General features: G+C 70.1%; 17 protein-coding genes and 2 pseudogenes. 10 read left to right on the top strand and 9 right to left on the bottom strand.

Going from position 1 to position 22,920, the window contains the following annotated elements; genetic code table 11:
* Window positions 1-5: 5 nt before the first annotated feature.
* A complete protein-coding gene (locus ABFJ78_RS33825; RefSeq protein ID WP_436390981.1) occupies window positions 6-2,156 on the bottom strand; it encodes an outer membrane protein assembly factor BamB family protein in 2,151 nt (716 codons plus the stop codon).
* Between the two features lie 244 nt (window positions 2,157-2,400).
* On the opposite strand from ABFJ78_RS33825, the gene ABFJ78_RS33820 reads away from it, so the two are divergent.
* From ABFJ78_RS33820 to ABFJ78_RS33800, 5 genes are all read left to right on the top strand, one after another.
* Window positions 2,401-2,544 carry a hypothetical protein gene (locus tag ABFJ78_RS33820; RefSeq protein WP_436390979.1) on the top strand — a complete coding sequence of 48 codons (144 nt, stop codon included), beginning with the start codon at window positions 2,401-2,403 and terminating at the stop codon, window positions 2,542-2,544.
* Window positions 2,529-3,218 carry a pyrroloquinoline-quinone synthase PqqC gene (pqqC, locus tag ABFJ78_RS33815; RefSeq protein ID WP_436390977.1) on the top strand — a complete coding sequence of 230 codons (690 nt, stop codon included), beginning with the start codon at window positions 2,529-2,531 and terminating at the stop codon, window positions 3,216-3,218. Before ABFJ78_RS33820 ends, pqqC begins: the two co-directional genes overlap by 16 nt.
* Entirely contained in the window at window positions 3,215-4,600 is a 1,386-nt protein-coding gene (gene pqqE / locus ABFJ78_RS33810) for a pyrroloquinoline quinone biosynthesis protein PqqE (protein ID WP_436390975.1), read from the top strand. The genes pqqC and pqqE overlap by 4 nt, the downstream gene beginning before the upstream one ends.
* Window positions 4,597-5,457 carry a pyrroloquinoline quinone biosynthesis protein PqqB gene (gene pqqB / locus ABFJ78_RS33805; protein ID WP_436390973.1) on the top strand — a complete coding sequence of 287 codons (861 nt, stop codon included), beginning with the start codon at window positions 4,597-4,599 and terminating at the stop codon, window positions 5,455-5,457. The genes pqqE and pqqB overlap by 4 nt, the downstream gene beginning before the upstream one ends.
* 62 nt (window positions 5,458-5,519) lie before the next feature.
* Entirely contained in the window at window positions 5,520-6,491 is a 972-nt protein-coding gene (locus ABFJ78_RS33800; protein WP_436390971.1) for a ThuA domain-containing protein, read from the top strand.
* Window positions 6,492-6,567: 76 nt separating this feature from the next.
* Here the strand turns inward: ABFJ78_RS33800 and ABFJ78_RS33795 are convergent, their stop codons facing one another.
* The 7 genes from ABFJ78_RS33795 to ABFJ78_RS33765 form a co-directional block, all read right to left on the bottom strand.
* Window positions 6,568-7,773 (bottom strand): hypothetical protein, encoded by a 1,206-nt coding sequence (locus tag ABFJ78_RS33795; protein ID WP_436390969.1) that lies wholly within the window; start codon window positions 7,771-7,773, stop codon window positions 6,568-6,570.
* A 382-nt stretch (window positions 7,774-8,155) separates the two neighbouring features.
* Window positions 8,156-8,881: an ABC transporter ATP-binding protein gene (locus tag ABFJ78_RS33790; protein ID WP_436390967.1), complete on the bottom strand. Its 726-nt coding sequence runs from the start codon at window positions 8,879-8,881 to the stop codon at window positions 8,156-8,158.
* The gene (locus ABFJ78_RS33785) at window positions 8,878-10,698 is read right to left on the bottom strand and encodes a branched-chain amino acid ABC transporter ATP-binding protein/permease (protein ID WP_436390965.1); all 1,821 of its coding nucleotides are present in this window, start codon (window positions 10,696-10,698) and stop codon (window positions 8,878-8,880) included. The genes ABFJ78_RS33790 and ABFJ78_RS33785 overlap by 4 nt, the downstream gene beginning before the upstream one ends.
* A 68-nt stretch (window positions 10,699-10,766) precedes the next feature.
* Window positions 10,767-11,636, bottom strand: a complete 870-nt coding sequence (locus ABFJ78_RS33780) for a branched-chain amino acid ABC transporter permease (RefSeq protein WP_436390963.1) — start codon at window positions 11,634-11,636, stop codon at window positions 10,767-10,769.
* Window positions 11,637-11,691: 55 nt separating this feature from the next.
* Window positions 11,692-12,849, bottom strand: a complete 1,158-nt coding sequence (locus ABFJ78_RS33775) for an ABC transporter substrate-binding protein (RefSeq protein WP_436390961.1) — start codon at window positions 12,847-12,849, stop codon at window positions 11,692-11,694.
* Window positions 12,850-12,881: 32 nt separating this feature from the next.
* On the bottom strand, window positions 12,882-14,627 hold the full coding sequence (locus ABFJ78_RS33770) for a thiamine pyrophosphate-binding protein (protein ID WP_436390959.1): 1,746 nt from the start codon (window positions 14,625-14,627) through the stop codon (window positions 12,882-12,884).
* 35 nt (window positions 14,628-14,662) lie between these two features.
* The gene (locus ABFJ78_RS33765) at window positions 14,663-16,141 is read right to left on the bottom strand and encodes an aldehyde dehydrogenase family protein (protein WP_436390957.1); all 1,479 of its coding nucleotides are present in this window, start codon (window positions 16,139-16,141) and stop codon (window positions 14,663-14,665) included.
* Between the two features lie 162 nt (window positions 16,142-16,303).
* On the opposite strand from ABFJ78_RS33765, the gene ABFJ78_RS33760 reads away from it, so the two are divergent.
* The 5 genes and pseudogenes from ABFJ78_RS33760 (at window position 16,304) to ABFJ78_RS33740 (ending at window position 22,113) form a co-directional block, all read left to right on the top strand.
* A complete protein-coding gene (locus ABFJ78_RS33760) occupies window positions 16,304-17,089 on the top strand; it encodes an IclR family transcriptional regulator (protein WP_436390955.1) in 786 nt (261 codons plus the stop codon).
* 37 nt (window positions 17,090-17,126) lie between these two features.
* Window positions 17,127-18,356: a CaiB/BaiF CoA transferase family protein gene (locus tag ABFJ78_RS33755; RefSeq protein WP_436390953.1), complete on the top strand. Its 1,230-nt coding sequence runs from the start codon at window positions 17,127-17,129 to the stop codon at window positions 18,354-18,356.
* A gap of 2 nt (window positions 18,357-18,358) precedes the next feature.
* Window positions 18,359-19,159: a citryl-CoA lyase gene (locus ABFJ78_RS33750; RefSeq protein ID WP_436390951.1), complete on the top strand. Its 801-nt coding sequence runs from the start codon at window positions 18,359-18,361 to the stop codon at window positions 19,157-19,159.
* Window positions 19,156-20,730 (top strand): FAD-dependent oxidoreductase, encoded by a 1,575-nt coding sequence (locus ABFJ78_RS33745; RefSeq protein ID WP_436390949.1) that lies wholly within the window; start codon window positions 19,156-19,158, stop codon window positions 20,728-20,730. Before ABFJ78_RS33750 ends, ABFJ78_RS33745 begins: the two co-directional genes overlap by 4 nt.
* A 157-nt stretch (window positions 20,731-20,887) precedes the next feature.
* Window positions 20,888-22,113: pseudogene (locus ABFJ78_RS33740) on the top strand (FAD-dependent oxidoreductase).
* Here the strand turns inward: ABFJ78_RS33740 and ABFJ78_RS33735 are convergent.
* Window positions 22,098-22,853 (bottom strand): annotated as a pseudogene (locus tag ABFJ78_RS33735) (sugar phosphate isomerase/epimerase family protein); the annotation flags it as partial. The pseudogenes ABFJ78_RS33740 and ABFJ78_RS33735 sit on opposite strands and share 16 nt — an antisense overlap.
* Window positions 22,854-22,920 lie beyond the last annotated feature (67 nt).

Raw genomic sequence — 22,920 nt, 5'->3', positions numbered from 1 at the left:
GACAGCTAGACCACGACGATCTTGCCGGTGTTCTGGGGGAAGATCGGGTCGTTGTAGAAGAACTCGCCCTTCTTCGTGAAGGTGTGTTTGAAGGACTGTCCCGGCATCAGGGTGCCGCTGTCGAACTCGTACTCGAAGAACGAGACTGCGCCGTGGGCGAACGCGTTGCCCTGCGGGTTGACGAACGTGATCTCCGTGCCCGCCGGGACCGTCAGGTTCTGCGGCGACATCGCCGTCTGCGCCACCGTGTTCTCCACCGTGCCAGGAGCGCCCGTCGCCGTGTCCCAGACGCGGCCCAGCGTCACCGTGTTCTTGGCCGCGGCCGCCGTGACGGCCGCGGCGCGGATCTGGTTGCGCTTCGACGGGGGAGTGGGCGCCTTCGCCGGGGCGACTTTGCCGCCGAGCTTGAACGCCCAAAGGTGGTCGCCCTTGGGGATGTCCGGGTACGGGAGCCCGTTGCCGCCCGCGAAGACCGCGAGGTACTGGTCGCCGTCGATCTCGTAGCTGATCGGGCTCGTGTGGACACCGGCGCCGCACTGGAAGCGCCACAGCTCGCGTCCGTCGGTGTCGCTCATCGCCAGGAGGTTGCCGTCGGGGCCGCCCTGGAACATCACGCCGCCGTCGGTGGTCAGGATGCCGTTGCCGTGGGCCAGGGACCACTCGCTGTCCTTGCTCCACACCAGTTTGTTGGTACGGGGGTCGACAGCGGCGAGCCCGCCGGCGAAGTATTCGCCGTACGGGCGCGCGGTGTTGACCCGGCCGCCGATGGTGTTGGAGTAGGCGGAGTTGATGAGGCCGTAGCCGACGTACACCCAGCCGGTGTTGGGGTTGAACGAGACGTGCGACCAGTCCGCGCCGCCACCGGCGCCGGGGAAGATGATCGTCGCGCGGTCCCAGTGCGTGGCGAACAGGCCGCCGGTGGGGTAGAAGGGCACCGGGCGGGTCGAGTTGTCCAGCCGCGGCTCCTGCGGGACGAACGGGTCGCCCTCGGGGAAGGGCTGGGTGGGCGAGGTCTTGTGCCGCGGGTCCTGTGGCACCGGACGTTCGGTGATGCCCTGGATCGGCCTTCCGTTGGTGCGGTCGAGGATGTAGTACATCCCGACCTTGCTGCCGTAGACGACGACCTTGCGCAGCTTGCCCTCGATGCGCAGGTCGATCAGGACCGGCGCCATGACGTTGTCGTAGTCCCAGATGTCATGGTGCACGGACTGGAAGTGCCAGCGGCGCTTCCCGGTCTTCGCGTCGATCGCGACGATCGTGTTGGCGAAGAGGTTGTCGCCCCCGCGCGTGGAGCCGTTGGTGCGGGGGTAGGGGTTGCCGAAGGTCCAGTACACGAGGCCCAGTTCGGGGTCGACCGCCGGGTGGATCCACGGCACGGCGCCGCCGGTCTTCCAGGACTCGCCTTCCCAGGTGTCGTGGCCGAACTCGCCCGGGCCGGGCACCGCCCAGAAGGTCCAGGCGATCTTGCCGGTGGCGGCGTCGAGCGCGTACGCCCGCCCGCGGGCGCCGGCCGTGCTGCCCTGCATGCCCACGTAGATGAGCCCGTCGGAGTAGACGACCGCGCCGGCGAGGCTGCCGATGCTGCCGCCGCACTGGCCGTTCGCCGGGTCGCACGGCTCGGGCGTGCCCTGCGACGCGTCCTCGGTCAGCAGCTGGGTCTTCCAGACGACGGCGCCGGTCTTCTGGTCGAGCGCGTAGAGGATGTTGGCGCCGGAGGTCGAGAAGACCTTGCCCTGTCCCAGGGCAACGCCGCGCATGTTGGTCGTTTCCGTGCCGACGTTGGTCTTCCAGCGCACCGCGCCGGTGCGGCCGTCGACGGCGAAGACGTTCTGCTGGGTGGTCTGGACGTAGAGGACGCCGTTCTGCGCGACGATGGTGCTCTGCTGGGCCCGCGACGTGTCCCCGCCCTCGAGGTTGACGTGCCAGGCGCCGCCGAGCCGGTTCACGTTCTGCCGGGTGATCTGGCGCAGGGGAGTGTGGTTTTGGTTGCCGAGGTCGCCGCCCACCTTGGTGAAGTCCCGGCCGGGCTTGCCGAAGGCGTCGGGCTGGCGCGGGGTGTCCACTGTGGCCGGTGCGGCGGCGGCCGGCCGGGCGGCGAGCACGGTCCCCGCCACGGCGGCTCCCGTCGCACCGGTCAGGAATTTGCGTCGATCCATCGGTTGAGCCCTCTCTTCGTTGAGGAAGCGCGCGCTGCGACGAGATGATCCAGGCGACTAATAGGTCCATCTAGTGGTACTCTTGGACCGCTCGACGGTTGAGTCTAGGACGGCGCCGTGCGAGTCACAAGAGTGTTCGCCTCTTGTTCCGGCCGCGATCGCCGGGTACGGTCACGGAACGCTAGGCGGACCATTAGGACCGCTCTGCGGACCGAAGTTCCGTGACTCGAAGAGGAGTGCCGGTATGCCTTCTGCTGTGGAAACCGTTGTGGCGCAGGGAGACGAGCGAGTACTCCCGCTGTGGTCGGAGCCGGCGGTCGAGTGCTACGAGACTCGTCCCGAGGTCACCGCGTACGCCGGCGAGAGCGGGCCGTGGCGGGCCCGCTGAGCCGGGCGGAGCTGTCCGACGCCCTGCTCCGCCTCGAGAAGCGCTACTGGGCTCATCACCCGTTCCACCTCCGGCTGCACGAAGGCCACTGCACTCCGGCGGACCTGCGCCGGTGGGTGGCCAATCGCTGGTACTACCAGAAGTGCCTGCCGCAGAAGAACGCCGCGATCATCGCGGCGTGCCCGCTGCCCGAAGTCCGCCGCGTGTGGGTGGACCGCATCGTCTTCCACGACGGCGCAAACCCGGGCGAGGGCGGCATGGAACAGTGGCTGAGCCTGGCGGAAGCGGTGGGGCTGAGCAGGGCGGAGGTCCTCGACGAGCGGCACGTGCTGCCCGGCGTGCGGTTCGCCGTCGACGGGTACCTGCACTTCTGCCGCACCAAGCCGTGGATCGAAAGCGTCGCGGCCGCGTGCACCGAACTGTTCTCGCCGGGGCACATGACCGACCGCGTCAACGCGTGGCGGGAGCACTACGACTGGATCGCCCCGGATGGCTTCGCCTACTTCGACCGCCGGATCCCGGCTGCTCGCGAAGACAGCGCCTTGACGCTGCGTCTGGTGCTCGACCACTGCGTCACCGCGGACCAGCAGGAGGCGGCGATCCGGGCGCTGAGCTTCAAGTGCGACGTGCTGTGGGCCGTGCTCGACGCGGTGGACTACGCGGGGGCGTCATGACGGTGACCGCCGAGAGCCGCCTCGGCCTGCGCCGCGGCGTCCGGGTGGAGTTCGACGCCGTCCGCGGCCGTCCGGTGCTGCTGTTCCCCGAAGGGGTGCTGCTGCTCAACGAGACCGCGGTCGCCGTCCTGTCCCGGTGCGACACCCGCCGCTCGGTGACCGAGATCGTCGACGACCTCGCCACCGAGTACGCCGGCGTCTCCACCGGCTCGGTGCTGCGGACGCTGGCGGACTTCGAGAGCCGCGGGCTGGTGAGGGAGGGGCCGGAGGCCCGTCCGGCCCCGATTTCCCCGAGGCCTTCGGAGACGTCGGCCCCGCTGAGGTCGCCGATGCCCCTCGGTCTGCTCGCCGAACTCACCTACCGCTGTCCGCTGCAGTGCACGTACTGCGCGAACCCCCTCAACCTCGCCGACTACCGGGACGAACTGGACACGGCCACCTGGCTGGACGTGCTCGCCCAGGCCCGGGACCTCGGCGTCCTGCAGCTGCACCTTTCCGGCGGCGAACCCGGCCTGCGCCGCGACCTGGTCGACTTGGTCGCGGCCGCGCACCGGCTCGGCCTCTACACGAACCTGGTCACCAGCGGGATCTCCCTGAACGCGACCAGGATCGCCGGGCTGGCCGAGGCCGGTCTCGATCACTTCCAGCTGTCCCTCCAGGACGCCGAAGCAGCGCCCGCGGACCGGATCGCCGGGCGGGCGGCGCACGAGCGCAAGCTCGCCGTCGCCGAGGCGGTCCGAGCCGCCGGGTTGCCGCTGACCATCAACGTGGTGCTGCACCGCGGCAACGTCGGGCACATCCCGGCGATCGCCGAGCTCGCCGCCGGCCTGGGCGCGGGCCGGCTGGAGCTGGCCCACACCCAGTTCTACGGGTGGGCGCTGCGCAACCGCGCCGCGCTCATGCCCACGCGCGAGCAGGTCGACCAGGCCGCCCACGACGTCGCCGGCGTTCGGGAGCGGTACGGCTTCGAGGTCGTGCACGTCGCCGCCGACTACTACGACCCGCGTCCCAAGCCGTGCAACTACGGCTGGGGTGCGCGGCAGCTGACCGTGACGCCCAACGGGCACGTGCTGCCGTGCCTGGCGGCGGAGACGTTGCCCGGGCTGGAAATCCCGTCGGTACGGTCGGACTCCCTCGAGCGGATCTGGTACGAGTCGTCGGCCTTCCGGAAGTTCCGGGGCACGGACTGGCTGCCGGACCCGTGCGGGAGCTGTGCCCTGAAGGAAATCGACTTCGGGGGCTGCCGCTGTCAGGCCTACCAGCTGACCGGCGACGCGACGGTGACCGACCCCGTTTGCGAGCTCTCGGAACACCATGACCTGGTGCTGGACGGCGTCGCCCGCTTGTCGCCGGAGCCCGCCGTACCCCGGCGGATGTCATGAAGATCCGGTTCCTCGGCACGGCCGCCGGCGGTGGGGCGCCGCAGTGGAACTGCGGGTGCCGCGTGTGCGAGGCCGCGCGTGACGCGGACGTTTCGCGAACCCAGGACGGCCTGGCCGTCAGCGGGGACGGCGACGCGTGGTACCTCGTCAACGCCTCCCCCGACCTGCGAACGCAGCTGCTGGCGAACCCGGAGCTGCGTCCGCCCGCGGGCACCCGGGACGTCCCGATCCGCGGAGTTCTGTTCACCAGCGCCGAACTCGACCACACCCTGGGTCTGCTCGGCGTGCGTGAAGCTGCCGAGCTGGACATCTACGCGACCGCGTGGGTGCACGAGGCCCTCACGACAGCGTTTCCGCTGCAGGCCGTCCTGTCCGGCTACACCCGGGTGCGGCGGCACGCCGTCCGTGACGGCGAGCCGGTCGAGCTGGCCGGTGGTCTCCGGGTCACGGCGACCGTACTCAGTGCCAAGCAACCCCGGTACGCGAGCGCGTTGGCCGCGGGGGACTCGGTGTGCGCGTACCGGTTCGACGCCGACGGACGGTCCTTTGTCTACGCTCCGGGCCTCGCCGCCTGGAGTCCCGAGTTCGAGAAGATGATCGCAGGCGCGGATGTCGTCGCCCTGGACGGCACCTTCTTCACCGAAGACGAGATGGGCGCGACCCGCCCGGCGTCGAGCATGGGACACCTCGCCGCGCGCGATCAGCTCCCGCTGATCGAGGCCCACCCTGGGCCGTGGTACCTGTTCACCCACCTGAACAACACCAATCCGCTTGTCCTGCCGGACGCCCCGGAGCTGGCCGACGTCACCGCCGCGGGAGCGGCCGTGGCCGCCGACGGCCTGCTGCTCGAGCTGTAACCCGCTCCCTCCCCCCCATGAACCCCGTGGCACCGCCGTGCCCGGAGAAAGGTCGGAACACCATGAAGAAGAGATCAACAACGTTGGTGACGATGGTCGGCAGCGCGGTGACCGCGGCGCTGACCACGGCCGCGCTGATCGGGATGCCCGCCTCGGCCCACGACGGGAAGAACCAGCAGGGCGCCCAGGCGCTCGGCGACCCGGACTACGGCGTCTGCCGCGGCCTCGACCCGCGCTGCTATCACAACTGGGGCAATTTCGACCTCAGCAAGGGCGTCAAGGTCCTGGTCTACTCGCGCACAGCCGGACCGCGCCACGCGAACCTGGGGCCGGCGCTCGGGCCGGGCCTGAACCCGCCGCTGACCGCGGCGAACGTCGCGCAGAACGGGCTGATCGAGCTGGGCAGGAAGAACGGGTTCGCCGTCGACTGGACCGAAGACGTCACCCAGCTCGCCAGCCCGAACACCCTGTTCAAGTACAACGCGGTCATCTTCATGAGCACCACGCGCGACACCCTGGACGACGCGGCGCAGACGTCGCTGCGGCAGTACATCCGGGGTGGCGGCGGGTTCGTCGGCATCCACAACGCCTTCGGCACCGAATACAACTTCCCCTGGTACGAAGGCCTGCTCGGCGGCGCGAACTACTACGACCACGGCCCCGCACAGGCCGGCGTGGTGCAGACGGTGGACCGCAACGACGTGTCGACGAAGGGCCTGCCGAACCGCTGGGCCTTCACCGACGAGTGGTACAACCTCGTGCCGTTCCCCAGCAACGTGCGGTTCCTGGCCAAGGTCGACGAGTCAACGCTCGCCAAGGGCGTGAAGGGCTCGATGGGACATCCCGGGCACGGGGACAATCACCCGGTCGCGTGGTGCCAGTACTACGACGGCGGCCGGTCGTGGGTGACCACGCTGGGCCACGAGAGCTGGGCGTTCACGAACACGACGACCGCGGACGGCGCGGCGTACTTCCAGACGCTGATCGCGAACGGCATCAAGTCCGCCGCGGGGGCAGCGCCGTTCTGCCGCTGAAACCTCTGAGTGGCGAGACGTCCGGCCGGAATGTTCCCGGCCGGACGGTCCGGCGACCCGGCGGTCCGGACCGCCGCTAGCGCTTCACCCGGGCGCGAATCGCGAGTACCGCGAGAGCCAGCAGGAGCGGTCCCAGGAACCGGGCGATCATGACTGTCCAGTTGCCGGGACTGGTCAGCTGTTGACCCGCATCCCGAAACACCACAGCGTTCGTCGCGATCCGCAGCGACTGATCGATCCGCGGCCAGGTTCCGGCCTGGGTTGCCGGCATGCCGACGGTGAAGAGCAGCACAGCCACCGTCGAGACGAGCACGCCCAGTGCGGTGACTGCGCGTCCGGCACGCTGCCCGTACCCGGAAAGGAGCCAGTAGGCCCACAAGACCATTCGCTCGGCCCAAGGGGCTCCAAAATGCCGGCGACGTGCCTCCATTTCGCCATAGTAGAAATCCCCGGCTCCGGCCTCGTTCTTGCTGTCCTCGAGTGCTTTGCGCAGTGACCGGTACAGGCCCGCGACTCGTTCCCACGGGACGAACACCTCTATATCGGGGACGAAGGGGTGGTGTTTGAACAAGGGGCCCCCGTTCGCAAGGTACTCCTCAGCGAGCATCGTTCGCCGGGTGGCAATCCTGCGATCGGCCAAGCTGTTCCACCAGCAGTCCCCTTCGAAGCGAAGCTGATCCAGGCGGTGTGCACCGGCGAACAGACACCAACGCAAGTCGACGTCGACCAGCACGAGCTTGCTCACGTCGGTTTCACGTAGCGACAACAGCGCCGGGGTGGCTATATCCGCGTCGCGAAGCTGCTTTTCCCAGGAGGGATACCAGTCGAATTCATTCAACGCCGAAGCGTCGGCGACGGCACTCGCAATCGTCGAGGGGGCTCCCAGGACCACTCTCTCCGCGACAATCAGAGAGTTGCACGTTCGGAGCGTCACGCCGTTGTCGAACCGAGTGCCCACACAGCTCACCCAGGTGGCATGCGCTTCGATGACGACGTCCCGCGCGAACGTGGCCTCATCGAGAATGAGCCGGCGGGCAAGCAGTGGCCCGAGCTTGCCGGTATTCCCGAATTTCGCCATGGCCAAGTTGAGCTCGCCGAAGACGCCGGTTGCCTTCACGAGTTCGGCGACGAGGTCCTCATCGAGTGAAGTTCCTCGGGCATCGACGTCGGCGCCTGGTTCGAGGCGGTCGAAGTAGAGAGCGCGGTCGGTCGGGTCGAGGTGAACGAGACACCGACGGAATCCCTCGACCCGGGCTCCAGAGCACGGCTCGCTCTCGTACACCGCCAACCCGCAAGCCGGCCAGTCAACGGCCACGTGTGCCGCCGAAGTTTCGCATGCCGCATTGTAGGCGCGGCCGACTTGGGTATGCACCGATTGACACGCGGCTTCACAACTGCATTTCGTCGCTCCGCTTTCATCAACTGAGGTGAGCAGAGGGGCCGCGGTCGCCGCCGCCGCGACCCGGCTCTACCCGGTCGGCGAGCATCGACGGCGAGCTCCGGGTGGACACCTTCAGCTGCCTCCGCCGGTGCGGAGCGACGCACACCACAAGTGGGAAACGGCTCGACTGCCGCAGCACCAGCCTGCAAAGCGACGACGACACTTGCTGAGCACGGAGAAACGCCCGGCCGTGGACTCCACGGCCGGGCGCGCGACGCAAGTCCTACAACCCGAGGTAGATCTGGCGGACCAGCGGATCGTGCGCCAGCTCGGCGGAGCTGCCGGTCATCGCGATCCGCCCGTTCTCCATGACCACGCACGTCTCCGTGGCCTCGAACGTCAGCTTCGCGTTCTGCTCCACCAGCAGCAGCCCGAGCCCCGACGAGGACAGCCGCTGCAGCGTGCCGAGGATCTCCTCCACCAGCTTCGGCGACAGCCCCATCGACGGCTCGTCCAGCAGCACCAGCCGGGGCTCGGACATCAGAGCGCGCCCGATCGCCAGCATCTGCTGCTGGCCCCCGGACAGCGCCCCGGCGAGGCGGTGCTGCATCTCGCCGAGGACCGGGAACATCTCGTAGACCTCGGCGAGCTTCTCCTGCGTCTTGCCCTTCCACGAGCGCAGGTACGCGCCGAGCAGGAGGTTCTTCTCCACGCTCAGCCCGGTGAACACGTGCCTGCCCTCGGGGACGTAGCCGATGCCGTGCCGCACGATGTCCTTCGGCTTCACCTTCGTCAGGTCCTGGTCACCGAGGCGGAGCGTCCCCACCTTGCGGGGGACCAGCCCCATCAGCGCCTTCAACGTCGACGTCTTGCCGGCGCCGTTGGCCCCGATGATGCCCAGGCAGCGGCCGGCGCCGACGGTGAACGACACGGAGTTGACCGCCTGGACCCCGCCGTAATGCACGGCGAGGTCCTCGACGACCAGGTCGCCTCGGGTCGAGGGGTTCACTGCAGCGCCTCCGTCTCCACGGCTTCCACGACCTCGGCCGTGCTGAACGAGTCGCCGAGGTAGGCCTCGATGACGTCCGGCTGGACGGCGACCTCCGCGGGCGTGCCTTCGGCGATCACCCGGCCGCTCGCCAGCACCGTGACCCGGTCGCACAGCGACATGACCAGGCCCATGTTGTGCTCGATCAGCACCACCGTCACGCCACTGTCGCGAATGGACCGCACGATCTCCCGCAGCTGCCCGACCTCCTGGCCGTTGAGGCCGGCGGCGGGCTCGTCCAGCAGCAGCAGACTGGGTTCGGCCGCCATCGCCCGGGCCAGTTCGACCCGCCGCTGGATGCCGTACGGCAGTGAGCGAGGAGCGGCGTCGGCGAAGTCCGTCAGGCCGAAGCGGTCCAGCAGCTCCGCTGCCGCGCGTCGCAGCCGCCGTTCGTGGCGCCAGATGCCGATCGGCCACACCACATACTGCCACGCCGAGCGCATCGGCGTGCGGTCGAGGGCGACCAGGAGGTTCTCCTCGACCGTCATCTGCCCGAACAGCCGCAGGTTCTGGAACGTCCGCGCCATGCCGTGCTGGGACAGCTGGTGCGGGCGTTGCCCGAGTAGCTGCCGGCCACTGAAGCTCGCGGTGCCGCCGCCGGTGGTGTAGATCCCGCTGATCACGTTGAACAGCGTGGTCTTCCCGGAGCCGTTGGGCCCGACGATGCCGCGGATCTCGCCGGGCGCGACCGACAGCGTCACGCCGTCGAGGGCGCGGAGACCCTTGAACTGCTTGGTGATCCCGGAGATCTCGAGGGAACCGGCGGTCGCCTCCCCGGTGGTGGGCTCGTACGGGCGGAATTCCCGCAACACGCCCGCCTGCTTGTGCCTCCGGCGTCGCACCGCGGTCCGGATCCGCTGGGGGAGGCCGGCCAGCCCGGTGGGCGCGAAGACGACCATCAGCACCACGACGGACCCGTAGCCCAGCTGCGCGTAAACGGAGAAGTCGACCAGCGCTTCGCGCACCAGGGAGAGCACGATCGCGCCGATCACGCAGCCGACGATGCTCTGCCGGCCGCCGATGATGACCATCGCCAGCAGCAGGAACATGTTGGCCACGCTGAACGATTCGGGTGCGATGTAGTGGATCAGCCCGGCGTACAGGACGCCCGCGGCACCGCCGTAGACGCTGGCGGTGAGGAACGCCGTCATGCGCAGCAGTGACACCGGTGCGCCGACCGCGCCGGCGGCGAGTGAATCGTCGCGCATCGCCCGCAGCCGCCGGCCGAGCGCGGTGCGGACGAGGAACACGGCGAAGGCGATGGCGAGCCCGAAGACGATCAGCTCGAAGTAGTAGTACAGGTACTCGTTGGTCAGGTCGATGCCGAACAGCGGCGGGGCCGGGATCCCGTTGATACCCGACGCGCCGCCGGCGATCTGGGCGTTGGTGACCCAGTTGGTGAACGCCAGCGCCAGGCCGAGGGTCACGATGCCGAGGTAGTGCGACTGGACCCGCAACGCCGGGATGCCGACGAAGAGCCCGGCCAGCGCGGTGGCCAGCATCGCGAGCACGGCCGAAACCCAGAAGCCGAGCCCGGACGTCGTCGTGAAGATGGCCAGGGCGTAGGAGCCGATGCCGAAGAAGGCGACCTGGGCGAGGTTGATCTGCCCGGCCACGCCCATCGCGAGCCCGAGGCCGACGGCCAAGAGCGCGAACACCACCGCGATGTTGACGACGTGGATGCCGTAGGTGTCCAGCCCGTAGGGCAGGAACCAGGCGGCGACCGCGATCGCGGCGACGGAGATCACCTTGATCGCGGCGGATCTGGTACCCAGCAAGGTTGCTTTTCGGGGGTTCCGGGTGGCGGAGCCCCCGGCCCGGGGCGAAGCTCCGGATGTCCCAGTGCTCATGCCCGGTTCACCGTCCGTTCGCCGAAGAACCCGGTCGGCCGGACCATGATGATGACCGTGAAGGCCAGGAACACCACCAGGTCCGAATAGCCCTGGAACTGCCCGGAGGCGTACGAGTCGAGCAAGCCGATGGCGAGCCCGCCCGCGATCGCGCCGCCGATGTTGCCGAAGCCACCGAGGATGGCCGCGGCGAATCCTTTGATGCCCAGGGTGCCGCCCAGCGTGGGACTGACGTACAGCAGCGGGCCGACCAGCCCGCCGGCGAGGGCGGCTAGGCCCGCGCCGATGGCGAACGCGATGGCGTTGCTGCGCCCGACGTGGATGCCGACGGCCGTCGCGGCTTCGTGGTCCATGGCCACCGCCTGCATCGCGGCACCGCGCTTGGTGCGCTGCAGGAACAGCAGGAGCAGGACGGTGGCGACGGCGGCGATGCCCAGCACCACGAGGTTGTAGGTGCGGACGCGCACACCGAACAGGTCCAGCGGCCCGGTCTCCACGGGCGTGGGGACCGCGTGCCCGGTGGCACCCCAGATGATCGTGGCCAGCGATTCGAGCACGACGCCGAAGCCGATCGTGCCGATCAGCATGAGGTCGAAGTCCTTGTTCTCCAAGGGCCGCAGTACCCGCTCCATGACCAGCGCGATGAGCCCGGTCACCACCATGGCGACCACGATGGCGAGGATGAACGGGAGCCGGGAAGACATGTAGAACGTCGAGGCGGCGTAGGCGCCGACCATGACCACCTGGCCGTGGGCGAAGTTCACCAGGCCCATGGTGCGGTAGACGATCGAGAAGCCCATCGCGACGAGGGCGTAGACAGCGCCGAAGCTGAGCCCGCCGACGAGGGTCTGGAGCAGAACTTGCATGGGGGTCCTTTCACCGGCGGGGGCCGCGCGGGTCCGCGCGGCCCCTCGGGGCGAGTCAGCTGGCGGGAGCCGCGATGAGCTTGCCGCCGGTGATGACACCGATCGACGTGGCGTGGATGCCGACCCCGGTCTGGTCGAACGTGAAGGTGCCGAGCAGGCCGGGGTACTTGGTGCCGCGGATGGCGTCGGCCAGTTGCTGGCCGGTGGCGCCGTTCGAGGTCTTCAGGGCGGTGAGGAAGATGCTGGTGCCGTCGTAGGCCTTGGCGCCGTGCAGTTCCGCGTCCTCGTTGTAGGCCGCCTTGTAGGCCTGGGCGAACTGGCGGGCCGCGTCGCTGGTCTCGTTGCTCAGGTACGGGCTGCTGACGACGGTGCCCTCGGCGTTGCTCGCGCCGGCGGTGGTGAGGTACACCGTCGTGCCCATCGGGGCGGCGCCGGCGATGGTCGCGGTGATGCCCAGCTCGCGGGCTTGCTTGACGATCAGCCCCGCCTCGACCTCCTCGGTCCCGACGAACAGCACCTGCGGGTTCTTCTGCCGGATGGAGGTCAGCGCGGCGCTGAAGTCCTTCTGGTCGGTGGTGACGACCTGATCGTCGACCGGCGTGACGCCGCGACCGGCCAAAGCCTTGCCGAACGCGTCGTGCTCGCCCTTGCCGTAGGAGCCGTTGTTGGTGATGAACGCGATGTTCTTCTGGCCCTTCTGGTCCACGAGGTACTTCGCGAGCGTCTCGTCGTAGGTCGTGCTCGTCGGGCCGTTGAGGAACTGGAAGGGGCTCTTCACCGCGATGATGGACGGCGACTGCCCGGAGGTGATGCTCGGGATCTTCGCCTGCTGCAGTACCGGCGCCATCGCCACGGTGACCGCGCTCTCGGCGGTGCCGATCATCGCGATGTAGCCCTCGCTGGAGATCTTGCGCGCCAGGTTGGTGCCGACGGTGGGGTCGCCGGCGTCGTCAAAGACGTCGAGCTGGATCTTGCGGCCGTTCACCCCGCCCTTGGCGTTCCACTGGTCGACCGCGAGCTTGGCGCCCTTGTACTCCCACGCGCCGAGCGAGCTGAGCTGGCCGCTCTGCGCGTTGACCACCGCGATCTTGACCGGGCCGCTGCTGTCCGAAGTGGACTGCGAGGAGCTGCCGGGCGCGCTGCAGGCGGCGGCCGCTCCGGCGGCCAGCAGTGTCATCGACGCGACGAGTCGTCTGATTCCGGGTCGGTGCATGGCGGACACTCCGTTGTGTGCGGTGGCGGGGGTCATTCGAAGACGCCTTGGTAGATGTCGTTGATGTTCCAGTGGCCGGGCGTCGGCACCGGCTCGTTGACCATGGGGACGTCGAGCACGGCGGGGCGCCGGTTCGCGATCGCCTCACGCAGTGCGGCGGCGAGGTCCTCGGGGCGTTCGACGGTGTAGCCGTCGGCGCCGCAGGATCGGCCGAAGGCCGCGAAGTCGGGGGAGAAGGGGTTGCCGTCTTGGTCGCGGAACTCGCAGCCGAAGCTCTGGCCGAAGTTGTGGGCCTGCAGGTCCGCGATGGTGCCGTGCGCCCGGTTGTTCATCACGACGAACAGGACGGGCAGGCCCTGCTCGACAGCCAGGGGCACCGCGGGGAGCTGGGCGCTCATCCCGCCGTCACCGACCAGCGCGACGACGACCCGGTCCGGCTGGGCCAGCTGCACGCCGACGGCGGCCGCCGGGCCGAAGCCCATCGTGGACGCGCCGCCCGGGGTGATGAACCGGCCCTCTTCGGGCAGTTCGTAGCACTGGGCGACGCCGTTCTTGTTCCAGCCGACGTCGGTGACGAGCACGGCGTCCGCTGGGAGCGTCGTGCGCAGGTCCTCGAGGATCCGTTCGGGGCGCAGCGGGAAGTCGGTGCTGCGGCCGCGTTCCTGGCTCGCCGAGAAGAGGTCCGCGCGGACGGTGCCGATCTGCTCGCGGACGTCGGCCCGCTCGACGGGCTCGGGCACCAGGTCCATGACGGCGGCGGTGATGGCCGGCACGGCGTGGTTCACGTCGGCGACCGCGCCGATCTCGACGGGGTAGTTGCGGCCGATTTCGGCCGCGTCGAGGTCGATCTGGATCAGCCGGCCGGGCGGGAAGGCCCAGGTGTACTCGTCGTTCCACGAGCTGGCGTCGGTCTCGGCGAACCGGGTCGCGAGCGCGAGGACGACGTCGGCCTTGCGGGTGTACTCGTTGGTCAGCTCGAGACCCCAGAACCCGGTCATGCCCATGACGAGCGGGTGGCGGTCGGGCAGGGTGCCCTTGGCCATCAGGGAGTGGGCCACCGGGATGTCGAGGTGCTCGACGAGTTCGAGCAGGGCCGCGCGGCCCTCCGGCGAGCGCAGGCCGCCGCCGAGGTAGACGAGCGGACGTTCGGCGCCGGCCAGCACCTGCGCGATCCGCTGGGCGTCGGCGTCCGAGAGCGCGGGCTTCGCCGTGTGCGCGACGAGCGGGTACTCGACGAGCGGGACTTCGCGGGAGAAGTGGTCCATCGGGACGCTGAGCAGCACGGCACCGGGGCGGCCCGAGGTCGCCGTCCAGAACGCGCGCTCGGTGAACCGGGCGAGGTCCTCGGCGCGGTGCACCTGCCAGGCCCGCTTGACGAAGGGGCGGTAGATGGCGGTCTGGTCGGCGTCGGCGTGCAGGTTGACTTCCTGGTGCGGGTGCCGGCCGTGGTAGTACGACGGGATGTCGCCGGAGATCGTGATCAGCGGCACGGAGTCGAACGCCGCGGTGGCCACGCCGGTGACCGCGTTCATCATCCCGGGCCCGACGTGGACCAGCAGGACGCCGGGCTTGCCGGTGGCGCGGGCGTACCCGTCGGCGGCGTGCGCGGCGGCCTGCTCGTGACGCGCCATGACGAACTTGATGCTGCTGCGGCCCAAGGCGTCCAGGAAGGCGATGTTGGTGTGCCCGCACAGGCCGAAGACGTACTCGACGCCGTAGGACTCCAGCTGGCGCACGAGCGCGTCGGCGGCGGTGATGGTCGGGGCGGGGGCGCTCATCGAAGTCGAACTCCTCGGTCGCTCGGCGGTTTCGGTCACTGCTCGCCCCAGATGGACAGGTTGCGCAGCACGAGGGTCTTGACGACGGTGTAGTCGTCGATCATGGGCGCGGGGGACTCGCGGCCGAAGCCGGAGTCCTTGACCCCGCCGAAGGGCACGTGGTCCAGGCGGAAGTTCGACGAGCCGTTGACGATCAGCCCGCCGACCTGCAGGTCGCGCCACGCGGTGAAGATCGCGCTGATGTCCTGGGTGAAGATGCCGGCCTGCAGGCCGAACCGGCTGGCGTTGCACGAGGCGATCACCGTGTCGAGGTCGTCGAACGGCAGCACGGCCACCAGCGCGCCGAAGACCTCCTCGACGACGACGGTGGCTTCCGGGGAAGGGTCGGCGACGATGGTGGGCAGCAGCGTGGCCCCGTCGCGAGTGCCGCCCAGCAGTACTCGCGCGCCCCCGGCCGCCGCTTCGGAGGTCCACTTTTCGACGCGGGCCGCGGCTTCGTCGTCGACCATCGAACCGACGTCGGTGGCCTCGTCCAGGGGATCGCCGACCCGCAGGCCCTCGACCTCGGTGCGGAACGCGGTGAGGAAGTCCTCGAACCGGCTGCGGTGCACGTACACGCGCTGGACGGAGATGCAGCTCTGGCCGGAGTTGCTGTAGCCGGTGCGGGCGCAGGTCTTGGCGGCGAGGGCGATGTCGGCGTCCGCGCACACCAGCGTCGCGGCGTTGCCGCCCAGTTCGAGCACCAGCCGTTTCGCCCCGGCGGCCCGGGCGACGGCGTTGCCGGTCTCCGCGCTGCCGGTGAAGCTGATGACGGCGACTTCGCGGGCCGCGCACAGGGCCGCTCCGACGTCACCGCCGCCGTGCAGCAACTGCACCGCTTCCGGCGGCATGCCCGCTTCCAGCAGCAGTGCCACGACCGCGGCCGTGGTGGCCGGGGCCTGGGGCGGGGCCTTGACGAGCGTGGTGTTCCCGGCGGCGAAGGACGCCCCGAGCTTGTGGGCGAGCAGGTTCGCCGGCGCGTTGAACGGCGTGATCGCCAGGGCCACCCCGGCCGGGGCGCGGTAGGTCAGGGCGGTGTTGCCGACTCCGCGTTCCCAGCCGGCGACCGGCAGGTTCTCCCCGCCGATGTGGCGGGTTTCGGCGGCGCAGACGGCGAAGGTGTCGGCGACCCGGTCGAGCTCGCCCCGCCCGTCCTTGAGCGGCTTTCCGAGTTCGAGGGCGATCAGCCGGGCGATGCCGTCCCGGTGCTCGTGAGCCAGTCGCGACGCTCGCTCGAGGATCGCCGCGCGGGAGGCCGGGGCCAGGCGTGCGACGACGGGCGCGGACGCGGCGGCGTACCGGACCGCGCGGGCGACCTGGCCGTCGTCCGCGGTGAACGACGTGGACACCACTTTTCGCAGGTAGGGGCCGATGCGATCGGCCCGTGATCCGGCTCGGGACCACTGCCCGGCGACGAACGCGGCGGCCTCGATCGGGCTATCGGATTTCGCGGCTTCGAGGATCTGCTCCAGCACCGCCACACTCCCTTGTGAACCATCAAACGGCACATCTGGACCGCTCTACGGACTCCGTGTAACGTACGGTCAGCCGCCTACCGGTGGCAAGAGCGGGATCTGAAACTGTTGCCAACTGGTCCACCGGCCGGGGACCCGCAATGCGACGAAGGGTGTGCAGAGATGAAGGCTGACGGGGCCGAGGAGCAGGGCTCGTCCGGTGAGGGGGGCGGCGTCCGGAGCGTGCAGCGCGCCCTGGACATTCTCGGGTTGCTGACCGACGAACGGCCGACCGTCACGATCTCCGACATCGTGAAAGCGACAGGTCTCGCGAAGACGACGGCCATCCGGCTGGCGCAGACCTTGGAGCTCAACGGGTTGCTGTGGTCGACCAGCAAGGGCTACATGGCCGGACCCGGACTGTGGCGGTGGGCTCACCTCGCGCGGCAGAGCTGGGAGCTGCCGGCGGAGATGATGCAGCTGATGCGCGAGCTCGGCGACCGGCAACGGGAGACGGTGAACCTCTACGTCCGGCGGGACATGTACCGGGTTTGCGTTGCGCAGCAAGAAAGCCCGCAACCCCTGCGGCACGTCGTGCGGGTCGGTGACGAACTCCCGTTGTGGGGCGGCGCTTCGTCGAAAGTCTTGCTCCGCGACGCTTCTCCTGCTTTGCTGAAGAGGATCGCGCGCAGTTCCCCGGCCGGTGCCGACTACGCGGACAGCATCCACAAAGGACTGACCGAGGCGGCGGACCAGGGGTACGCGGTGAGTCACGGCGAACGCGAAGCAGGTCTGTCGGCCGTGGCGGTTCCCGTGCTCGGCAAGAACGGTGCTGTCGCCGCCGCGTTGTCGTTGAGCGGTCCCACCGTCCGGTTCTCGGAAGACCGGATCGCCGAGTTCGTCGCCGACCTCACCGAGTCCGCAACGCGGATGAGCGAGCGGGGATTCGACCATCCGTTCGCCGGCTGACTCCGGCCGGGCTCGTCGCCAGGTGCAAGGAGAGGGAATGACGAAACGACCGCTTCGCGGGATCCGGGTGCTCGACCTGACCAACGTCCTCGCCGGGCCGTACTGCAGCTACCAGCTGATGCTGTTCGGCGCCGAGGTGGTCAAGGTCGAGCTGCCGGGTTCGGGCGACCTCGCCCGGAACCTGGGGCCGGACGCGGCCCTGAACCGGGCCGGGATCGGCACGTCGTTCCTGGCGCAGAACGCCGGCAAGAAGTCGATCGAGCTGAACCTGAAGGACACCGGTCAGCGAGAACTCTTCCAGGACCTGGTCCGCGGCGCGGACGTCGTCCTCGAGAACTACCGCGCCGGCGTGCTCGACCGGCTCGGCTTCGGCTGGGAAAGCCTGCGCGCGCTGAATCCCAAACTGGTGTACTGCGCCATTTCCGGGTTCGGCCAAAGCGGACCGATGAGCCAGGCCCCGGCCTACGACCAGATCATCCAGGGCCTTTCGGGCATGATGAGCGTGACCGGCACGCCGGAGACAGCACCGCTGCGCGTGGGGTTCCCGGTCTCCGACACCGTCGGCGGGCTGATGGCGGCCCTGGCCATCTCGGCCGCCCTGGTCGGCCGGGACCGCACCGGCGAAGGGTCCTTTGTGGACCTTTCGATGCTGGAGGCGTCCATTTCGGCCATGGGCTGGGTGGTCTCGAACTACGTCATCAGCGGCGTCCCACCGGTCCCGATGGGGCGCGACAACGCGACGGCGGCGCCCTCGGGCACCTTCTTCGCGGCGGACGGCCCGCTGAACATCGCGGCGAACCGGCAGGAGCAGTTCGTCACCCTGTGCTCGCTGGTCGGGCGGCCCGAACTGACCACCGACCCCCGCTTCGCCGACCGCGAGGACCGCAAGGCCCACCGCGCGGACCTCGACGCCGAGCTGAACAAGGCGCTGCGCGCGCGGCCCGCGCTCGAATGGGAGCAGCTGCTGTCCGCCGCGGGGGTGCCGGCGGCCCGGATCCTCACCGTGCCCCAAGCGCTGGAGTCCGAGCAGCTCGCCCATCGCGGCTTCTTCACGGAACTGCCGTTTCCCGGCGAGTCCGAGCGCGTCCTGCGCGCCAGCGGCAACGGCGTCCTCCTGGACGGCGAACCGCTGCGGCCGAGCGCGCGGCCTCCGTTGCTCGGCGAACACAACGAGGAAGCCATCTTGCTGGCCCGCCGGTGGAACGACGAACCTCGAATCCCGCGGCCCGCTCCGGAACGGTCGTTCGCGCCCGTGGACAAGGACTGAAAATGGACGCCGGAACGACTGCCGTGGCCGACTGGTGGGCCACCGCGATCTGCCGCATGGAACCGGGCGTGGTCGAACTGCGCGGAATCCCGGTGCAGGAGCTGATCGGCTCCCACGGTTTCGTCGCCACGATCTGGCTGATGGTGCGCGGGACGAGCCCGTCGGCCCGGGAAGCGGCGTTGCTCGAAGCCGCGATGGTGGCGTCGGTGGACCACGGTCCGCAAGCGCCGTCGATCGCGATCGCGCGGATGACGGCGACCTGCGGAGTGGGCCTCAACAACGCGATGGCATCCGGGGTCAACGCGCTGGGCGACTCCCACGGCGGCGCCGGGCAGCAGTGCGTCGAACTGCTGTCGGCGATCGTCGAGCGCGAAGCCGCCGGCGAGTCCCTCGAAGCCGCGACCGAAGCCGTCGTGACGGACTTCCGGAAGCACGGCCGCTACCTGCCCGGCTTCGGTCACCGCTTCCACCCGCGTGACCCGCGCCGGGATCCCTTGCTGGGGCTGGTGGACGAGGCCGTCGCCGATGGTGTCGTGGCGGGGAGCCATCTGCGCGCGGCGCGTGCGGTGGAGGAACTGCTGAACAGGGGCCGGTCCAAGCCGATCCCGATGAATATCGATGGCGCCACCGCGGTGATCTACGCCGAGCTGGGGTTTCCGCCGCCGCTCGCGAGGGGGTTGTTCGTGCTCAGCCGCAGCGTCGGGATCCTGGCCCACGCCTGGGAAGAGACGACGCAGGGCCGGCGGAACAAGGGCCCGATGCCGCCGTCGATCCTGCCGACCGTGCTGCCGGCCCAGGCGTGACCGAGGTCGACCTGCTCGTCCTCGGCTCCGGCGCGGCCGGCCTCGCGGCGGCCGTCGCCGGGGCTGCCGAGGGACTTTCGGTGCTGGTGCTGGAGAAGACGGAGTGGCTGGGTGGCACGAGCGCCTACTCGGCCGGGACGTCATGGATCCCGGGCCACCGGCACCAGCCCGACCCGGCCGCCGACGTCGCGGAGGCGGGCCGGTACCTCGACGCGCTCGTCGGCGACCGGGCGCCGCGCGAACTGCGGGAGTCCTACCTGCACCACGGGCCCGAGGCGATCGAGTTCTTCGAACGGCTTGGGCTCGGCTTCCTGCACTCGGCGAGCGTCGTCGACTACCACCCCGACCTGCCCGGATCCGGTGTCGGCAGGGCGCTCGAGCCGCACCCGTTCGACGCCCGGCGGCTCGCCGGCTTCGGCCGGGTGCGGTGGCCGATACCGGAGTTCGCGTTGTTCGGCGGGACGCTCATGATCCGCCGGCGCGAGGCCGACCAGCTGGTGAAGGTGTTCGACGTCTCGGTGCGCGCGACGGCACTGGCCCTCCGCCTCGGCGCGAGGTGGGTGTTCGACCGCCTCCGCCACCCTCGCGGGACGCGCCTGACCATGGGCAACGCGCTCGTCGCCGCCCTCTACGACCAGCTCACGCGCCGCTCCGGGGACGTCTGGTTCACCGCGCGCACGACCGAGCTGACGACCGATGCCTCGGGCCGGGTGACGGGTGCGGTCGTGTCCCACCGAGGGCGGCTGGTGCGCGTGACGGCCCGCCGCGGCGTCGTCCTCGCCGGCGGCGGGTTCCCGGCGAACCCGGACCTGCGCGCCGAGCACCTGCCGTCGCCGACGCCGCAGTTCACACCGGCCGCCGAAGGCGCCACGGGTGACACCATCGCGTTGGCCCGGTCGGTCGGCGGCGTCCTGGCCGAGCCGCGCGACGACAACGCGATGTGGTTCCCGAGTTCGCTCGGGCGCCGGCGGAACGGGTCCACGGCGGTTTTCCCGCACATCTGGGATCGAGCCAAGCCGGGCATCGTGGCGGTGAACGCGGCGGGCCGGCGGTTCGTGGACGAGTCGGTGTCCTACCACCGTTTCGTCCGGGCGATGTACGCCGCGACGGACGCGATCCCGGCGTGGCTGATCCTCGACGCGCACACGCTGAAGCGGCACGGGCTGGGCATGATCCGTCCCCACGCCCGGGGGAACGTTCTCCGCCGGCACATCGAGGATGGCTACCTCCACATCGGACGGACCATCGAAGAACTCGCCGAGACGATCGGCGTCGACCCTTGTGGTCTGAAGAGGACTGTCGGTGCGGCGAACCACGTCGGAGCCATCGAGCAGCCGCCGTTCTACGCGATCGCCGTGGTCCCCACCCCGTTGGCGACCACGTTGGGCCTCCGCGTCAACGCGAACGCCCAGGTTCTCGCCGAGCACGGTGATCCGGTGCGCGGGCTGTACGCGTGCGGCAACGACGCGATGTCGACGACCGCCTCGGAGTACCCGGGGCCGGGGTGCCAGATCGGAGCCGGGCTGGTCTTCGGATACCTGGCCGCGCAGCACATCTGCCGATCCTCCTAGGGAACGTTCGTGCGGCAAAGCTGCCCTGAATACTCCCGTCCGCGCCGCGGGCCCGAGACTGCCGGCCCGTCGGGTGTACAAGGTGGTGGGGTGCGGTCGACGGGGGGACGCTGTGGAGCGGACGACGTGTTGCGTCGTGGGCGGTGGCCCGGCGGGCATGGTGCTGGGGCTGCTGCTCGCGAGGGCCGGGGTCGAGGTCACGGTGCTGGAGAAGCACGAGGACTTCCTGCACGACTTCCGCGGCGACACCGTGCATCCGGCGACCCTGCAGCTGCTCGACGAGCTGGGACTGGGGGAGCGGTTCGCACGGCTGCCGCAGACGCGGATCACCGACGTGGTCCTGCCCGACGGCGACGGCGGGGTCCGGCGGATCGGTGATTTCGGCGCGTTGCGCAGGTGGGGCGTGCGGCATCCGTACGTGGCGATCGTTCCCCAGTGGGACCTGCTGAATCTGCTCGCCGACGCCGCGCGGGCGGAGCCGGCGTTCCGGCTCGAAACGGGTACGGCGGTGACCTCGCTGATCCACGAGCGCGGCCGGGTCGCCGGAGTCCGCTACCGCACGAGCGGGCCCGGCGGCGAGGACGTCGAAGGCGAGATCCGGGCCGACCTCACGGTGGCGTGCAACGGCCGGAGTTCGGTCCTGCCCGCGGCGGCCGGGCTGGGGGTGACCGAGTTCGGCGTTCCGTTCGACACCTGGTGGTTCCGGCTCTCGCGTCGGGCAGGCGAACAGATCGGCCGGCTGACGCGGCGGCCGGGCCGGGGACGGTTCGCGATCGTCATCCCGCGGGAGGGCTACTTCCAGATCGGGTATGTCGCCCGCAAGGGCACCGACAGCCGGCTGCGTGCCCGCGGCATCGACGCGTTCCGGCGTGATGTGGCCGAACTCCTCCCGGAGTACGCCGACCGGGTCGGCGAGCTGGTCTCGATGGACGACGTCAAGCTTCTCGACGTCCGGCTCAACCGGCTGCGCCGGTGGCACGTCGAGGGCTTGATGTGCATCGGGGACGCCGCGCACGCCATGTCGCCGGTCGGGGGTGTGGGCATCAACCTCGCCGTCCAGGACGCCGTCGCGACCGCGGCCCTGCTGGCCGGGCGGCTACAGCGGGGCGCGGTGAGCGCGGTGGACCTGGCCCGGATCCGGCGGCGCCGGTTGCCGTCGCTGCTGCTGGTGCAGGCCCTGCAGCGGATCATGCACGCCGACCTCGCCGGCCCCCTCGTGTCCGGAGGCAGGCAGGTCCGGCGGGCCGGCTCATGACCGCGGCACAGTGGTTGCCGGTCCTGCGCACGTTCGCGGTGTATCTCGTCGGCGTGGGGTTGCGACCTGAGCGAGCTCCGGCGTTCGCCCGGCGCGCAGGCACGCCGGACGATCAGTTCGCCGCCTGAAACCTGACCGCGTCGAGGTGGCGGCGGGTAGCGGCGAGGGCGAGGCGGGCGTGTTCGCTCGCGCCGACTTGGGCGACGAGCATCGCGCGAGGGATCTCCAACGTGTACGGGATTCCGGGTGGGAGCGCGGCGAGGATGCCGGGCACGTCGAGGCCGCCCTCACCGGGGAACAGGCGCTCGAAGCGAGCGGTGTAGATCAGTCCGGCGGTCGTGGCGGGGATTTCGCCGGGTGCGTCGCAGACGTGGGCGAAGTGGAACCACTCACGCGGTAGTTCGCGGAGTTCGTCGATGCTGGAGCCGGACCGCGCGAAGTGCAGTACGTCGATCAGGAGCCCGGCGTTGGGCCGGCCGGCGGCGCGCAGGACGCGGACGGCCTCGGTGAGGTCGCCGGTTTCGGTCCAGGACGGAAATTCCAGGTCGAGGGTCAGGCCGAGCGGGCGGGCCAGGTCGCACAGTTCGGTGAAGTGGTCGACCTTGCGGACCGGATCGGGGTCGGGAAGTTGCGTGATGACGTGCCGCGCGCCCAGCTCGGCGCCGGCTTCGAGGACGCGCAGGAAGTCGCGTGGCTCGTCGGTGGGCCCCATCCGGGCGAGCTCGATGTCGAGGACCTCGACACCCGTGGCCGCCAGACGTGCCTTCGTCGCGCGCATGAGCGCGGGATCGGTGGCCAGCGGGTAGTGCGGTTCCTCCCGGGTCACCCGGGTCAGGCGCAGGCCGACGTAGCGATAGCCGGCGTTCGCCGCCGCAGCCACCAGTTCGGGCGGGGACAGGCTCAGCGCGGTCAGGTGGGCCAGGGAGTAGTCGTGC

The sequence above is a fragment of the Amycolatopsis sp. MEPSY49 genome (assembly GCF_051337345.1).
Taxonomy (GTDB): Bacteria; Actinomycetota; Actinomycetes; order Mycobacteriales; family Pseudonocardiaceae; genus Amycolatopsis.
Note: the sequence above shows the minus strand (reverse complement) of the source record. Positions and strands in the feature narration are given on the sequence as shown.

Excerpts from the sequence above, each read along its gene's own strand:
- ABFJ78_RS33800 (WP_436390971.1), top strand. The coding sequence starts at position 5,520 with ATGAAGAAGAGATCAACAACGTTGGTGACGATGGTCGGCAGCGCGGTG.
- ABFJ78_RS33755 (WP_436390953.1), top strand. The coding sequence starts at position 17,127 with ATGACGAAACGACCGCTTCGCGGGATCCGGGTGCTCGACCTGACCAAC.
- ABFJ78_RS33760 (WP_436390955.1), top strand. The coding sequence starts at position 16,304 with ATGAAGGCTGACGGGGCCGAGGAGCAGGGCTCGTCCGGTGAGGGGGGC.
- ABFJ78_RS33820 (WP_436390979.1), top strand. The coding sequence starts at position 2,401 with ATGCCTTCTGCTGTGGAAACCGTTGTGGCGCAGGGAGACGAGCGAGTA.
- ABFJ78_RS33775 (WP_436390961.1), bottom strand. The coding sequence starts at position 12,849 with ATGCACCGACCCGGAATCAGACGACTCGTCGCGTCGATGACACTGCTG.
- pqqB (WP_436390973.1), top strand. The coding sequence starts at position 4,597 with ATGAAGATCCGGTTCCTCGGCACGGCCGCCGGCGGTGGGGCGCCGCAG.
- ABFJ78_RS33780 (WP_436390963.1), bottom strand. The coding sequence starts at position 11,636 with ATGCAAGTTCTGCTCCAGACCCTCGTCGGCGGGCTCAGCTTCGGCGCT.
- pqqE (WP_436390975.1), top strand. The coding sequence starts at position 3,215 with ATGACGGTGACCGCCGAGAGCCGCCTCGGCCTGCGCCGCGGCGTCCGG.
- ABFJ78_RS33750 (WP_436390951.1), top strand. The coding sequence starts at position 18,359 with ATGGACGCCGGAACGACTGCCGTGGCCGACTGGTGGGCCACCGCGATC.
- ABFJ78_RS33770 (WP_436390959.1), bottom strand. The coding sequence starts at position 14,627 with ATGAGCGCCCCCGCCCCGACCATCACCGCCGCCGACGCGCTCGTGCGC.
- ABFJ78_RS33825 (WP_436390981.1), bottom strand. The coding sequence starts at position 2,156 with ATGGATCGACGCAAATTCCTGACCGGTGCGACGGGAGCCGCCGTGGCG.